The organism is Xanthomonas sp. NCPPB 2250, from assembly GCF_056725265.1.
In genome coordinates, this window is record NZ_CM161520.1 from 4,019,254 (window position 1) to 4,034,073 (window position 14,820).

A 14,820-nucleotide genomic window follows, 5' to 3' on the forward strand; every position below is an offset into this window, starting at 1 on the left:
CGCAGCTGAAGCTGCTCCTATTGTCTTTCTGGTCTGACACACATGGTTGAAGCAACTGCAAAGGCTTTCGCCTTGCGGCGAGTCACTTTTCTTTGCTTGTGCAAAGAAAAGTAACCAAAAGAAAGCACACCCTGCCTCGCGCCCTCCGCGCTAACGCGCTCCGGGTCCGCGTCCATCCCGGGGATCCGTGGAAGGGGCTTGGCTGCTTCGCAGCCAAGTCCGGGGCAGTCGCCTCACGGCGCCAGCCCGCCCGCCGGGGCGAAGCAGTGCTTCGCCTGTTTCCGGCGAGCCCTGCCCTGCCGCGGACGGCGTACATCCATGTACGCCGCCCTTCGGGTGTTTCCCCGCGATGGCCGCCGCTTCGGAAGGGAACCCGGTAAGTCAAAAGCAAGAGCAAGAGCAACAGCAACAGCAACCAGCCAAAGCCAAGCGACCGCGACTCTCGCGGGGACTCACGCTTATTCGTGTCCGCGAGCGATGTGGGAGGGACTTCAGTCCCGACTGCTTCCTACGTCAGATCGTCTGCCTACTCTGGTCGTAGTGGCTGCATGACTGTTGGCTTCTACGAAGGCGCGCGCGCCACCGCTGCTCAGCGCAACACCCGGAACCGCACCTGGGTCCAGGCGCCGTTGCTGGCCAGCGCGGTCAGGGTGTGGTCGCCGGCGTCGGCGAAGTCGCGCTGGAAGGTGCGTGCGCCTTCGGTGCGGGCGATCCAGCGGCCGTCCAGCAGCCAGTCCACCGGTGTGCTCGTGCCCAGCGCGCGCACCTGCAGACGTACAGTGGTGCTGCCCGGCGCGCGCGCCAGGGTGGCGCGATCGTTGAGGCCTTCGATGCGCAGCACGTCGCTGCGGCCACGGCCGTCGTCGCGGCAGTCCGGTGCGAGCGCCGGCAGTTGCCCGGCCTGGCGCTCGCTGGCGTGCAGCCACGGCGTCAGCAGCGCCGGCCAACGTGCCAGGTCGCGGGTGACCGCCTCATGCGGCTGTGCGCAGTCCGGCGACAGGCGCAGGCCGCTGCGGGCATCCACCTGCACGGTCTCGCGGCCGGCGCTCCACAGCCGCGCATCGCGCTCGGCGAAGGTCGGCGGCACCGCGCCATCCAGCGCATAGGCGGAGAAACGGCGCTGGCACAACGCCGGCGGCGTCTGCTCGGCGGCGATGCCCAGCGGCCAGCACACGTCCAACTGCTGCACCGTCGCCGGCATCGGCCGCGGGGCGTTGTCGCCGCGCAGGCGCGGCAGGCTGTCGATGGTCTCGAACATCAGCGGCAACGCGGTCACCGCGCCGTACTGGCCGGGCAACGGCGTGCCGTCGGGGCGGCCCACCCACACGCCGACGGTGTAGCGGCGGGTGCTGCCGATCGCCCAGGCATCGCGGTAGCCGTAGCTGGTGCCGGTCTTCCACGCCACCCGCGGGCGCGTGCCGACGTCGAAGGTGCCGACGCCGTAGCCCGGACGCGGATTGGCCTCGAGCATCTCGCGCACGATCCAGGCCGCGCCGGGCGACATCAGCCGCCGTTCGATGCGCTTGTCGGTTGCGCTGTAGCGCACGTGGCCGGCGATGCCGTCGCGGTTGAGCGCGGCGAAGGCGCCAACCAGTTCCTCCAGCTTCGCGCCGGTGCCGCCCAGAATCAGCGCCAGGTTGGGGGTACTGCCGCGCGGGAACTTCAGGCCGATGCCGGCATTGCTCAGGCGCGCGGCGAAGCGCGCCGGCCCGACCCGGTCGAGCAGGTCCACCGCCGGCACGTTGAGCGACAGGCGCAGCGCGCTGGCGGCGCCGATCGGGCCGTTGAAGGCTTCGTCGAAATTTCCCGGGCGGTAGTCGCCGAAACTCTGCGGCGCGTCGACCAGCAGGCTTTCGGAATGGATCAGGCCGTCGTCCAGGGCCATGCCGTACAGGAACGGCTTGAGCGTGGAGCCGGGCGAGCGCCAGGCCTGCACCATGTCCACATCGCCGAGCCGGCGGCGGTCGCCGAACTGCACCGAGCCGATGTAGGCGCGCGCCTGCAGGTCGCGGTTGTCCACCACCAGCAAGGCGGCGGAGGTGCGCTCGGGCAGTTGCGAGAAGTAGGCGCTGACCCGGTCTTCGAGGGTGCGCTGCAGGTCGGCATCGAGGGTGGAGACGATGTGCGCGGCATGCGGATGTTGCTGGCGCAGGCGCTCGGCCAGCAACGCGGCGTGCAGCGGCGTCTGCAGCGAGCGCGCCACCACCGGCTCGATGCGCGCGTCGTCGACCTGCGCGCGCGGCCACACGCGCAGCGCGACCATGCGTTCGAGCACCTTGTCGCGCGCCGCACGCGCCGCCTCCGGATGCCGGTCCGGGCGCAATCGGCTCGGCGCCTGCGGCAGTACCGCCAGCAGCGCCGCCTCGGCCTGCGACAGGCGTGCGGCCGGCTTGCCCAGGTAGGCCCAGCTCGCCGCTTCCACGCCTTCGATGGTGCCGCCGTAGGGCGCGCGTTCCAGGTACAGCTGCAGGATCTGCCGCTTGCTCAGGTGCGCTTCCAGTTGCAGCGCACGCAGCGCCTGCTGCGCCTTGCCCCACGGCGTGCGCGTGCTGACCTCGGGCGGCATCAGGATGCGCGCCACCTGCATGGTCAGGGTGGAGCCGCCGGAGACGATGTGGCGCGAGAACAGCCACTGCTTGGCCGCACGCAGCAGGGCCCAGGGATTGACCCCGGGATGGACCCAGAACCAGCGATCCTCGTAGTTCAGCAGCGCCTGCAGGTACAGCGGCGAGACGCTGTCCGGCGTGGCCGGATAACGCCAGACGCCGTTGCTGTCGGCGAAGGCACGCAGCGGCGTACCGTCGGCGGCGACTACCAGGGTCGAGGTGTCGCGCGACTTCGGCAGCGGCAGCGGGAACGCCAGGTCCAGCAGCAGCAAGGTCGACAGCAGCGCCACCGTGCCCCAGCGCAGCCACGGCAGCAGGCGCGTCCAGCGCCGGGGGCGCCGCGCGACGTGCGAGGCGGCAGTGTCGTCCAGTGGCATGCGTGCTCCCGATGGAAGCGGCCATTTTGCCTGTTGCGGCGGCGACGCGGCGAGCGGGACCAGGCCGGCGCGTTTGGCGGCACCGACGGTGCGCGGAGCTGGCGTCGGGACACCGCCACCAGTTCGCCGTTGCCGCGACGCGATTGACGCGCTGCTGTTTTGTAGGAGCGGCTTCAGCCGCGATGGGCGCTATCGGGAACGCCCGTCGCGGCTGAAGCCGCTCCTACGACGGCATGGAGTCTCCTGGGGACGCGCAATGCCAGCACGTAGTGCACGGGCTAGATCCCGCCGAACGTCCCCACCCCACCCCGCCCTACGCCAGCGGCAGGCGCAGCGTCGCCACGCTGCCGGGCGCATCCGTGCGCGCCTCCAGGTGCAGGCTGCCGCCCTGCGCCTCCAGGATCTGCCGCGACAGCACCAGGCCGATCCCCGAGCCACCGGGCTTGGTGGTGAAGAACGGCACGAACAGGTTGTCGCTGGGCGGCAGGCCGGCACCGCCGTCGCGCACTTCGATCAGCACACCGGCGCCGTCGCCGCGCGCGCGCAGCGTCACCGGCGCGCTGCCGCCGGCTTCCAGCGCGTTGCGCAGCAGGTTGATCAGCACCTGTTCGAGCTGGTCGGCGTCGGCGCACGCATGCAGCGACGGCGCGACCTCGACCTGCACCCGGGCATCGTCCAGCAGCCGCTGCACGCGCGCGCACAGCGGCGCCAGCGCCACCGGCGCCGGGACCGGCGCCGGCAGCCTGGCCAGGCGCGCGTAGCCGCCCAGGAACCGCTGCAGCGCGGCACTGCGCTGTTCGATCACGCCCAGCCCGTTGTGCAGATCGGCCTGCAAGTCGGCGTCGAGCGCCTGCGGCGCGGCCGCCAGCAGGCGCGCGAGGGTGTCGGCGATCGAGGCGATCGGCGCCAGCGAATTGTTGATCTCGTGGCTGAGCACGCGCAGCAGGCGGCGGAAGGCTTGCGCCTCTTCCTCGCGCAGTGCGCGCTCCATTGGCTGCACCAGCAGCAGCCGCCCGGCCTGGCTGCGGCTGCGCAAGGCGGCGTGGCCGATCTGCCAGCGCCCCTGCTGCCGAGGAAACGCATGTGCCTGGATGCTGCCCGACGGCACATCGAACAGGCCGGCCAGGCCCAGCGCCTGTGCGGATTGCCCGATCGCCTGCTGCGCGGCGACGCCGAGCAGGCGCTCGCCGGCCGGATTGAGCAGGCGCAGGCGCTGGTCCTGTTCGAAGGCGAACACCGCCCCGTCCAGCGCCGCCAGGGTCTTGCTCAGCAGTTGCAGGCTTTCGTGCGAATCGCGCTGGTCGTCCTGCAGGCGCTGCGCCAGGGCGTTGAACCGTGCCAGCAGGCCGTCGGCATCGCGCGCATCCTGCGCCGCGCGCACGCTGTAGTCGCCCTCGCGCAGCGCGTCCAGCAGGCCGCCGAGGGTACGCAGGCGCTGCCCGGCATCGCGCTGCTGCCAGCGCCACAGCGCCATGGTCAGCAACAGCACGCACAGCAGCAGCACGATCGCCTCGGGCAACCGCGGCGCGCCGGCCACGAGCACCAGCACCAGGGCCAGCACGGCCGGTGCCGCCAGCCACAACGGCCGCCGGCGCTGCCGCTCAGCCGGCGTCATCGCTGCGCAGCCCGTGCTTGCCCAGGCGCCGGTACAGGCTCTGCCGGGTGATGCCGAGCTGGTCGGCAGTGCGCTGCAGGTTGCCCTGCTGCTGTGCCAACGCCTGCTTCAGCAGCAGCGCCTCGGCCTCTTCCAGCGTCAGTTGCGTCGACAGTGTCGGCGCGGCGTTGGTCGCCGGCTGCAGCCGCAGGTCGTCGCTGCCCAGAGTGCTGCCGTCGGCGAGCAGCGCCGCGCGCTCCATCGCGTGCGCCAGTTCGCGCACGTTGCCGGGCCAGGCGTAGCCCAGCAGGGCGCGCTCGGCGTCGCGTGCCAGCGTCGGCAGCGGCCGCCGATAGCGGGTGCAGGCGGCGGCCAGGTAGTGCCGCGCCAGCGGCAGGATGTCGGCGCCGCGCTCGCGCAGCGGTGGCACCCGCACCTGGAAGGTGTTGAGCCGGTACAGCAGATCCTGGCGGAAGCGGCCGGCCGCCACCTCCGCCTCCAGATCGGCATTGGTCGCCGCGACGATGCGCACGTCCACCCGCTGCGTGCGCGAGGAGCCGAGCCGCTCGAACTCGCCGTCCTCGATCGCGCGCAGCAGCTTGGGCTGCTGCTGCAGCGGCAGGTTGCCGATCTCGTCCAGGAACAGGGTGCCGCCATCGGCCAGTTCGAAACGGCCGGCACGGTCCTGGCGCGCGTCGGTGTAGGCGCCGCGCACGTGGCCGAACAGTTCGGCCTCGAACAGGGTCGGCGCCAGCCCGCCGATGTTGACCTTGACGAAGGCCTGCGCGCGCCGCGGCGACCACTGGTGCAGCAACTGCGCCAGCAGGCTCTTGCCGGTGCCGTTCTCGCCCAGCAGCAGCACGTTGGCGCCGCTGCCGGCAATGCGCAGTAGGTCCTCGACCAGGCGCTGCATCGGTGCCGATTCGGCGACGAAGCCGGCCGCGCCGTCCTGCAGCAGCCGCGCCTGCGCCTCGCCCAGCCGCTGCGCGTTGCGCCGGCTGCGCTCCAGCGCGATGCGGCTGTCCAGCACCGCCAGCACCCGCGCGTTCTGCCAGGGCTTCTCGATGAAATCCACCGCGCCCTCGCGCATCGCCGCCACCGCCAGCTCGATGCTGGCCCAGGCGGTCATCGCGATCACCGGCAGTCCCGGCCATTGCGCGGCAATCTCCGCGATCAAGGCCAGGCCTTCGGCGCCGGAGGTGGTGTCGCGGGCGTAGTTCATGTCGACCAGCACCGCGGCGAACGCGTCGCCGCGCAGGCAGGCCAGCGCCAGCTCCGGCGATTCGGCACCGACCATGCCGTAGCCGGCGCTCTTGAGCAGCATGCGCAATGCTTCGCGCACGTCGGCCTGGTCGTCGACGACGAGGATGCGCGGCAAGGGCGGGAGACGGGGCTCGTTCATGGCGCAGAGTCTAGGGCGTACGCCGCAGGTTGCGGCCAGACGCGGCCCGCGCACGGCATGGGCGGGTGCCACGCGCGTGTCGCGCGGCACCCGCGATGCGGCAGGCCACCGGCAGGCGCCACGGCCGCTGTCGCGGCGCCCGCGCCTCGGTTGCCGGCGCGCATCATTCGGCGCGCAAGGCCTGCATCGGCGGCACCCGCGCCGCGCGCCGCGCCGGCGCCAGCGCGGCGAGCACGCCGGCCGCGGCCAGCACCAGCAGCACCGCGCCGATCGCCAGCGGGTCGGCCACACGCACCTCGAACAGGAACCGCTGCAGCAGCCGCGACACCGCCATCGCCACGCCCAGGCCCAGCAGCAGGCCCACGCCGATCTGTACGCCGGCCTCGCCCAGCACCTGCCGGCGCAGCCGTGCCGGCGGCGCGCCGAGCGCGGCGCGCACGCCGAACTCGTGCTGGCGCGCGGCCACCGCCACCGCCATCACCGCGTACAGGCCGACCGCCGCCAGCAGCAAGGCCAGTCCCGCGAACAGGCCCACCAGCAGCAGGTTGAGCTTCTGTTCCCCGGTGGTGGTGGCGACCAGCGCCTGCATCGGCTGCAGGCCGGCGATCGGCTGCTGCGGCGCCACCTCGTCGATCGCCGCACGCAACGCGCGCTCGTCCGCGCCCAGTGCGCCGGCCCGCAGATGGATGGCATAGGTCAAGGCGCCGAAACCGCGGATGATCTGCCACATCGGCTCGCTCATCTGCGCCAGCGGCTGGTACACCGTCGGCTCCGGGGGCTCGGCCGGGCTGGTGTGGCGCACGTCGCCGACCACGCCGACCACGCGCATCGTCAGGCGCTGATCGCCGCCGTCGTCGGGCACGGTGACGATCTTGCCGAGCGCCCGGCCATGCAGGTAGCGCGCAGCGAAGCTGGCGCTGACCACGCAGACGCGCTCGGCTCCGGCCACGTCGCTGTCGGCGATCCCGCGCCCGGCTAGCAAGGGGATGCGGAACACCTCCAGGAACTGCGGCGTGGCCAGCCGGTACTGGCTGTCGACGGAGGGCGCGCCGTCGATCTCCACGCTCCAGCTCAACCGCGTCGCCGTCGGCGGATTGGTCGACACCCCCACGCGGTCGATGCCCGGCACCTGCTGCAGCCGCGCGACGATGCGCCGGGTCTGCTCCACCGCATCGGCCGCGGTGACATAGCGATCCTTCACCGGCGCCAGGGTGAACACCACCGCCGAGCGGCTCTCGAAGCCCATCGGCACCTCCGCCAGCTTCTGCAGGGTGCGGGTGAACAAGGCCGCGCCGATCAGCAGCACCACGGCGATGGCCACCTGCGCGATCACCAGGACGCGACCGAGGCGACCGGCCTGCAGGCTCCAGCCCCCGCGCCCACCGCCGGCCAGTTCAGTGACCAGATTGCGACGGCGGCCGCGCACGACGCCCAGCGCCGCCGCAAGCAACGCGGTGGCGCCACCGGCGAGCAGCGCGAACAGCACACTGGCGCCGCTCAGATGCGGCGCCTCGCCGCGCATCCACATCAGCGGCACCCAGCCGCCGAGCAGGCGCAGCCCGAGCCAGGCCAGCGCCAAGCCGGCCAAGCTGCCGAGGGCGCCGATCAGCACGCCTTCGGCCAGCGCCGGCAGGCTCAGCCGCAGCCACGATGCGCCCAGCGCGGCGCGCACCGCGCTGTCGTGGCTGCGCCCGAGCGCACGCAACAGCATCAGGCTGGTCAGGTTGATCGCGGCGATCAACAGCACGCAGGCGGCCGCGGCGAAGAATAGCCACAGCGTGTTGCCGCTGTTGGCGGCGTACAGGCTGTCCTGCAGCGGCAGCGCATTGGGCGGCCGTCGCTGCAAGGACGCCCACCACGACGCGTCCATGTGCGGGCTGTTGCGCAAGAGGGCCTGGAGCGTCGCCGCGGTCTGCGCGGAAGCGGCGGCCACGCTGACGCCGGGCCGCAACCTTGCCACCACGATCTCGTTGGTGGACAGGTTGGTCGCGGCCAGGTCCGGCTGCATGTTGCGGATCAGGTCGAACGGTTCGGCCCAGGGAAACTCCGCCGGCAACACGCCGACGATCTGCACCGGCTTGCCTTCCACCTGCAGGGTGCGCCCCACCGCCGCCGGATCGCCACCGAAATAGCGCTGCCAGAAGCGATGGCCGAGGATCACCGCCTGCGGCCCGCCGGGCCGGCTTTCCTCGTCGTTGAAGTTGCGCCCGGCCGCCATCGGCAGGGCGAGCGTGCGCAGGAAGCCGGCATCGGCGCTGATCGCGCTGACCACCTCGCTGGCAGCGCCGCGGGCGACGTTGGCCGGCACCGGGAACCCGCGCGCAATGCCGATCGACTGCAGGCTCGACATGCGCCGCAACACCGGGTAGTAGCCGGGCGCGGCGACATTGCGCCCGGGGTCGCTGGACAGGCCGAGTGTGACCAGTCGCTCCGGCTGCGGGAACGGCAATGGCTTGAGCAAGGCCTGGTCGAGCAGCGCGAACACCGCGGTGGTGGTGGCCACGCCCAGCGCCAGGGTCAGCACCGCCAGCAGCAGATAGCCCGGCTTGCGCGCCAGCGCGCGCCAGGATTGGCGTAACTCGGCCCAAAGCAGGGCGGCGCTCATCGCGCCTGCCCCGCGGCGCGCGCCGGCAACGCCACGTCCTGCTCGTGGCGCAACCGATCGAAGGTGTCTTCGTCGACGATGCGGCCGTCGAGCATGTGTACGATGCGCTGCGCGCGCCGCGCGAACGCCGGGTCGTGGGTGACCATGCACAAGGTGGTGCCGTTGTCGTGCAGTTGCTCGAGCAATTGCATCACCGCCTCGCCGTTGCGGCTGTCCAGGTTACCGGTGGGCTCGTCGGCAAGCAGGATCGCCGGGTTGCCGGCCAGTGCGCGCGCCACCGCCACGCGCTGCTGCTGGCCGCCGGACAACTGCCCGGGATAGTGCTTGTGGCGATGCTGCATGCCGACCAGTTCCAGCACCTCGCGCACGCGCTGGCGGATCTGGCTGCGTTGGGCGCCGTCGCGGTAGGTCAGCGGCAGCGCCACGTTCTCTTCCACGGTGAGGTCGGCGATCAGGTTGAAGGCCTGGAAGATGAAGCCGATCTCGGCATTGCGGATCCGCGCGCGGCCGACCGTGTCCAGCTCGGCGACGCTGCGGCCGTTGAGCAGATAGCTGCCGCCGCTGGGCGCATCGAGCAGGCCCAGGATCGACAGCAGGGTCGACTTGCCGCAGCCGGACGGGCCGGTGATGGCGACGAAATCGCCAGGCGCCACGTCCAGTGCGATCTCGGCCAGGGCGTGGGTTTCCACTTCCTCGGTGTGGAACACCTTGCTGAGCCCGTGCAGGTGGATCAGCGGCGCGGCGGATGGTGCGGATAGTGCGGTCATGCGGGGTCTCTCCTGGTGAGGCTAGCGTAAGCGCAAGGTGGCGTCGGCATTCCACTGACTGGTGTCGGACAGCACGACGCGATCGCCGGCGCGCAGGCCGGCGCGCACTTCGATGCGGTCGCTGGAGGCGGCGCCGAAGCGCACGCGGATGCGGTGTGCGGTCTCGCCGCCGTCGCGCAGCACGAACAGGCTGCCGGCGGTGTTGGGCACGGCCAGCGCCGGGCGCGGAATGCTGATCACGTCGTGCAGCGTGCCGAGCACGATGCGGCCATCCACCGACAGGTCCGGGCGCACGCCGGGCGGCAGCGGCGGCGCCAGCCGCACGTCGACCACCACGCTGCCGCTGCGCACCGCCGGATCGATACGCGCCACCTGCCCGCGGATCACGCCGTTGTGCGTGTCCACGACGACCGGCAAGCCGTCGATCACGTCCTTGGCCAGGACTTCGGGCACCTGCAGCCTGGCCAGCAGTTCGTCCGGGCGCGCGACCCGCGCCAGCTTGGCGCCGGCCTCGACGCGCTGGCCGGGTTCCACGTCCACCTGCTGCAGGATGCCGTCGCTGCCGGCGCGTACCTGCAGCGAGGCGGCCTGTTCCGCCGCGATAGCCAGGGCGCTGGCGGCCTGCGCACGCCGTGCCTGCGCGGCGCGCAATTGCGCCGCCATGTTCTGCCGGAACGCGGCGACGCGCTTGCGTTCGATGTCGGCACGGCTGCGTTGCTGCGCCTCGACGATCTGGCTCTGGGTGAGGTCGATCGCCGAGATCGCGCCGCCGTCGTGGCCGCGCCGGTAGGCCTTGGCCTTGATCTGCGCGATCTGCAACTCGGACTCGGCCTGCGCCTGAAGCGCCTGCTGGTCCAGCAGCTGCGAGGCCAGTGCGGCGTGCAGCGCGGCCAGGTCGGCATCGGCGCCGGCCAGCGCGGCGCGCGCGCGATCCAGGCCGGCCTCCAGTTCCGGATTGACCAGCTGCAGGATCGGCGTATCGGCCAGCACGCGCGCGCCGGCCTCGACCCGTTGCTGTTGCACGGTGGCCGGCGCCCCGGCGGTGATCCAGCGGATCTGCCGCGGCACCAGCACGCCGTTGGCGCGGACCTCGCGACGCATCTCGCCGCGCGTGGCCGCATCGATCCACACGTCGCTGCGTGCCACCCGCGGTGCGGCGCGGCCGCTGCCGAGCAGCGCCACGCCCAGGACGATCGCCACGGCGGCGGCCGCCACCAGCCAGCGGCGGCGGTGGCGCCAGAACGAACGGTTCGGTGATTTCGCGATATCCATGCCTGCTGTACAGCAGGCCGCATGCCAATCGCCGAAGCGCGCTAACCCATTGAATCGGTTGCACCGCGACCGCGACGCGCGCAGTCGCCGCGTCCGCAAGCGGTCGCGCAGCGACCGATTACGGACAGTGGAACGGCCATGCGCGGGTCAGGGCTTTTCCAGCGACGCGCGATAGCGCAGCAGCGCTTCCGGTTCGTCGGTCTGGAAGGCGCCGATGCCGGCGCGGTACAGCCGCCCCCACACCGCCTCCGGATCGCGCACCGCATCGGCATCGCCGCCGACGTCGGCGACGAAGCCTTCCCACAGCGTATTGACCAGCAGCCGTACCTGCCGCTGCTTTGCCAGCGCCGTCACCGCCGGCAACTGGTCCAGGCGCATCCGCGGCAGTTCGATCGCCACCGGCCGCACCTTGCCGCCGGTCTGGGTGCGCACGGTCTGCACCAGGTCGTCGGTTCCCGGCGGGTTGAGCAGCACCGGGGTGAAGTTGATCCGGTCGAACGGCGGCATCGACGCCAGATCCTGGCTGGCGACGCCGACCTCGGTCTTGATCACTACCTGCCGCTCCATGCCGGCGCGGCGCACCGCGTCGACCACCTCGGCGTAGATGGGCGCCTTGACGTCGAGGTTGAGCATGATCCGGCCCTTGGCCGCGGCCAGCATCTGCTGCAGGGTCAGCGGATGCTGGTCGGTGAGCGGCGCGTCGGCGCCGCCCTCGTCGTCGCGCAGGCGCAGCCGCGCCAGTTGCGGCCAGGTGAGTTCGGCGACCTTGCCGGTGCCGTCGGTGGTGCGGTCGACGGTGGCGTCATGGAACATCACCAGGGTGCCGTCGCCGGCGCGGCGGATGTCGGTTTCGAGCATGTCCACGCCCAGCGTCACGCAGCGTTCCAGCCCCAGCAGCGAGTTCTCCGGTGCGTGCCCGGGGAAGCCGTGCGCAGGCGCGGGATTGTGGCAGCCGCGGTGGGCGACGACGAAGATGCCGCCGTCGGGTGCGGCCAGGCGCGCCTGGATCGGGGCGATGGCGGCGACGGCCGGGGCGGTCGCGGTCAGCATTGCGGCAATGACGGCGCCGCGCGAAAAAAGCAGGTTCATGGAAGGTCTCCGGCAACGGTCACAGCGACGGGGTGAAGCGCAGGCCGAGCCAGTAGGTGGTCGGCATCGAATAACTGTCCTTCAGCAGGTTCTCGCCGGGGCCGGTGAAGCTGGTGAGGCGGCTGTGGGTGACATTGCTGATCTGGCCGACCACGCTGAGCTGCTTGCTCACCGCCCAGGTCGCCGACAGGTCCAGCTGCGAGCGCGGCGCCCAGTACAGATCCTGCCAGGCGATGTTGCTGACGATGGCGCGCAACGCCTTGCCCTGGCGGTTGTAGGCCGCACGCAGTTCGACGCCGCCGACGGTGTAAAACAGCGAGGCGTTGGCGGTGTAGTCCGGCTGCCCGACCAGGCGATCGACGGTGCGCTGGCTCTGCACCAGGTTGGGCGCGCTGCCGCTGGTGAACGGCACGTCCATGCCGCCATCGAGCAGGGCCAGGTTGGCGCTGGCGCCCAGGCCGGACAGCGCCGGCACGCCCGGGAACAGAGTGTTGAACACCGCGCTCAGCTCCAGGCCGCGCACGTGCGCCTTGGCGGCGTTGGCCGGGGTGCTGATCAGCACGTTGGAATAGGTGGTGCCGTTGAAGCTGAACTGGTCGGTGCGCGAGAGGGTGAAGATCTCGTCCTGGATGCGCTTGTCGAACAGCGCCGCGGCCAGCATGCCGTCGAAATCGTCGGGCAGGCGCCATTCCAGCGACAGGTCCAGGTTGGTGGACACGCGCGGCTTGATGTCGGGGTTGCCGATGGTGACGGTCACGCCCTGCGCGTTGGGATTGCCCATGTCGCTGCTGTTGACGAAGCCGATCGAGGTGCGCGCGGCATAAGCGTCGTAGGGCGGACGGCCGAGCGTGCGGCTGGCGCCGGCGCGCAGGTCGAGGCGGTCGTTGACGTGATAGGTCATCACCGCAGAGGGCAGCACCTTGGCATAGCGCGACTCGGTGGGCGCATCGACGTAGACGTAGCTGCCGGTGGCCGCATCCAGTTGCCGCTGGCGGCCGACGGTGGACTGGTCGGTGTGGTCGTAGTGCAGGCCGGCTTCCACGTCGAACGCGTCGGCGCGATAGCCGACCAGGCCGTAGGCACCGAAGATTTCTTCGCGATGGCTGAAGTTGTCCTGGTTGCTGAAGGCGCTCTGGTCGGTGCGGTTGAATGCGCTCAGCGGGGTGGCGCTCAGCACCTGGTTGGCCTTGTCCGGATCGATCGCGATCAGGTTCAGGCCCAGGTAGCGCATCGGCGCATTGGACGGCGCCAGCACGTCGGCGATCTTCAGCGGCGGCGCGCTGCGGTTGGGTTGGTATTCCACGCGATAGATGTCGAAGCCGGGTTCGTCGCGGGTGTAGCTCAGGCCGCTGCCGAAGCCGAAGCCGCGGTCCATCTCGCCACGGTTGAAGGCGTAGTCCAGGCGCCCGGTGAGCACCTTGTCGCGCGCATTGCGCTGGTAGTCCGGGCGCCAGTACAGCAGGCTGTAGTTGTCGTAGTTGTAGTACGCCTGCGCCGCCATCGGGAAACGCTGGTTCAGCGCGGAGGTGTCGTAGTTGAAGCCATAGGCCGCCGTCGGCACCACGGTGACGCCGGGGCCGGTCTGCCCGGTGGGCACCGCCGCCGGGCGCTGCGCGCCGGTGACGTACTTGATCATCTTGATCGGCTCGGCATAGGTGGCATCGGACCAGGAGGCGCGCGCCGACAGCAGCTGCCGGTCGTCCGGGCGCCACTCGAAGCCGGTCTGGCCGAGCTTGGTGCGGGTGGTGGTGATCTGGTTGGAGTAGCCCACTTCCACGTCGCCGACCGGGTAGCTGCCGCTGGTGGCGGTCTGGTTGTAGACGCGGTTGCGGTTGCGCGGATCGAGGATGATCTCGTTGCGCTCCATGTTGTCGCGGAAGTAGTAGTAGCCGGCCATGGCGTAGGCCTGCAGGGATTCGCTCAGCCGCGCCTCGAACTTGCCGGTGAGGCCGTAGCGGTCGCGCTTGTCCATCACGTACCAGTACTTGTCCTGCTGCGGCACGGCCCAGCCGTTGCCCAGGTTGGTACCGCTCTGCAGCGCGCCGGTGCTGTCGTAGAACCCGTAGTGCACCGTGTCGGTGGTCATGTGGGTTTCGGTGTAGCTGCTCAGCGTCTGGTAGTTGCCGGACAGGGTCAGGCCGTACTGGCCTTCGCTGCCGAAGGTGCGGCTGCCGGTGGCGAGCAGGCGATAGCCCGGGTCGTCCTGGTCGCGCGGCTTGCCGACGTCGTTGGCGTGGCCCAGCGAGGCCTCGGCGGTGAAGAACGGCTTGCCGCCGTTCTCGAACGCGCTGCGGGTCTTGAGGTTGATCGCGCCGCCGGTGGCGTTCGGGTCCAGGTCCGGGGTGAAGGTCTTGATGACCTGCAGTTCGCTGACCATCGAAGCCGGCAGGATGTCCAGGCGCACGCCGCGGGTGATCGAGCCCAGCGTGCCGTTGGGCGTGCCCGGCGAGGCCACGGTCAGGCCGTCGATGGTGACGTTGTTGTAGGACGGGCCGAGGCCGCGCAGCACCGGGGTGGCGGCTTCGTCGCGCGGATGTTCGTTGTCGGTGGCCGGCAGCACCGACAGGCCGGGGATGCGGCGCAGCGCTTCGACGATGGTGGTGTCCGGCAGCGCGCGCACGTCGGTGGAACTGACCACGTCGGTGATGTTGGTGGCCGCGCGCTTGCTCTCGATCGCGGCGGCATTGGCCTTGCGCACGCCGGTGACCATCACGCTGGACAGAGTGGTGGTGCCGTCGCCGCTGGTGGCCTCGTTCGGCGCGGTGTCGGGCGTGGTGGCGCCCACGGCCGGTGCGGTGGCGGCCGCGGCCGCGACGGCGCTGGCGCTGGCGTCGGCGGCGACCGTCGCCGTGGTGGACGCGGCGTCCTGCGCCAGCGCGGCCTGGCAGCTGGCGGCAAGCGCGCAGACGATCAGCGCGCGGCGCCGATGGGTGAGTGGTTGCATGGCGATGTCCCCCGGTTGACCGAATTAAGTAACTTAAAGTTCGTTATTTAATCCCAGGGATATGACGCTGCGATGGCGGCGTGAGGAAAGCGCGAAGACACGGCGGCACGGCCCAGCCTGACTCGGCTCGGGCAGCGGGTCACTCGCGATGGCATAGCTGTGCG

At 71.2% G+C, this 14,820-nt stretch carries 8 protein-coding genes; all 8 read right to left on the reverse strand.

Annotated features, from left to right (window positions below):
* Nucleotides 1-589: 589 nt before the first annotated feature.
* Nucleotides 590-2,983: a penicillin-binding protein 1C gene (gene pbpC / locus AC1PMG_RS16140; RefSeq protein WP_481109553.1), complete on the reverse strand. Its 2,394-nt coding sequence runs from the start codon at nt 2,981-2,983 to the stop codon at nt 590-592.
* 313 nt (nt 2,984-3,296) lie between these two features.
* Complete coding sequence (locus tag AC1PMG_RS16145) at nt 3,297-3,785, reverse strand: sensor histidine kinase (RefSeq protein WP_481111691.1); 489 nt, start codon at nt 3,783-3,785, stop codon at nt 3,297-3,299.
* A 799-nt stretch (nt 3,786-4,584) separates the two neighbouring features.
* On the reverse strand, nt 4,585-5,979 hold the full coding sequence (locus tag AC1PMG_RS16150; RefSeq protein WP_481109554.1) for a sigma-54-dependent transcriptional regulator: 1,395 nt from the start codon (nt 5,977-5,979) through the stop codon (nt 4,585-4,587).
* 163 nt (nt 5,980-6,142) lie between these two features.
* On the reverse strand, nt 6,143-8,584 hold the full coding sequence (locus AC1PMG_RS16155) for an ADOP family duplicated permease (RefSeq protein ID WP_481109555.1): 2,442 nt from the start codon (nt 8,582-8,584) through the stop codon (nt 6,143-6,145).
* On the reverse strand, nt 8,581-9,351 hold the full coding sequence (locus tag AC1PMG_RS16160; protein WP_481109556.1) for an ABC transporter ATP-binding protein: 771 nt from the start codon (nt 9,349-9,351) through the stop codon (nt 8,581-8,583). The genes AC1PMG_RS16155 and AC1PMG_RS16160 overlap by 4 nt, the downstream gene beginning before the upstream one ends.
* Before the next feature lie 21 nt (nt 9,352-9,372).
* On the reverse strand, nt 9,373-10,623 hold the full coding sequence (locus tag AC1PMG_RS16165) for an efflux RND transporter periplasmic adaptor subunit (RefSeq protein ID WP_481109557.1): 1,251 nt from the start codon (nt 10,621-10,623) through the stop codon (nt 9,373-9,375).
* A 147-nt stretch (nt 10,624-10,770) separates the two neighbouring features.
* Nucleotides 10,771-11,673, reverse strand: coding sequence for a glycerophosphodiester phosphodiesterase family protein (locus tag AC1PMG_RS16170; RefSeq protein WP_481111692.1), 903 nt, complete (start codon nt 11,671-11,673; stop codon nt 10,771-10,773).
* A 58-nt stretch (nt 11,674-11,731) separates the two neighbouring features.
* Complete coding sequence (locus AC1PMG_RS16175; protein ID WP_481109558.1) at nt 11,732-14,656, reverse strand: TonB-dependent receptor; 2,925 nt, start codon at nt 14,654-14,656, stop codon at nt 11,732-11,734.
* Nucleotides 14,657-14,820: the final 164 nt, after the last annotated feature.

Bases quoted from the DNA above. Each gene is read 5' to 3' on its own strand.
- pbpC (WP_481109553.1), bottom strand. From the start codon at position 2,983: ATGCCACTGGACGACACTGCCGCCTCGCACGTCGCGCGGCGCCCCCGG.
- AC1PMG_RS16150 (WP_481109554.1), bottom strand. From the start codon at position 5,979: ATGAACGAGCCCCGTCTCCCGCCCTTGCCGCGCATCCTCGTCGTCGAC.
- AC1PMG_RS16155 (WP_481109555.1), bottom strand. From the start codon at position 8,584: ATGAGCGCCGCCCTGCTTTGGGCCGAGTTACGCCAATCCTGGCGCGCG.
- AC1PMG_RS16160 (WP_481109556.1), bottom strand. From the start codon at position 9,351: ATGACCGCACTATCCGCACCATCCGCCGCGCCGCTGATCCACCTGCAC.
- AC1PMG_RS16165 (WP_481109557.1), bottom strand. From the start codon at position 10,623: ATGGATATCGCGAAATCACCGAACCGTTCGTTCTGGCGCCACCGCCGC.
- AC1PMG_RS16170 (WP_481111692.1), bottom strand. From the start codon at position 11,673: ATGCTGACCGCGACCGCCCCGGCCGTCGCCGCCATCGCCCCGATCCAG.
- AC1PMG_RS16175 (WP_481109558.1), bottom strand. From the start codon at position 14,656: ATGCAACCACTCACCCATCGGCGCCGCGCGCTGATCGTCTGCGCGCTT.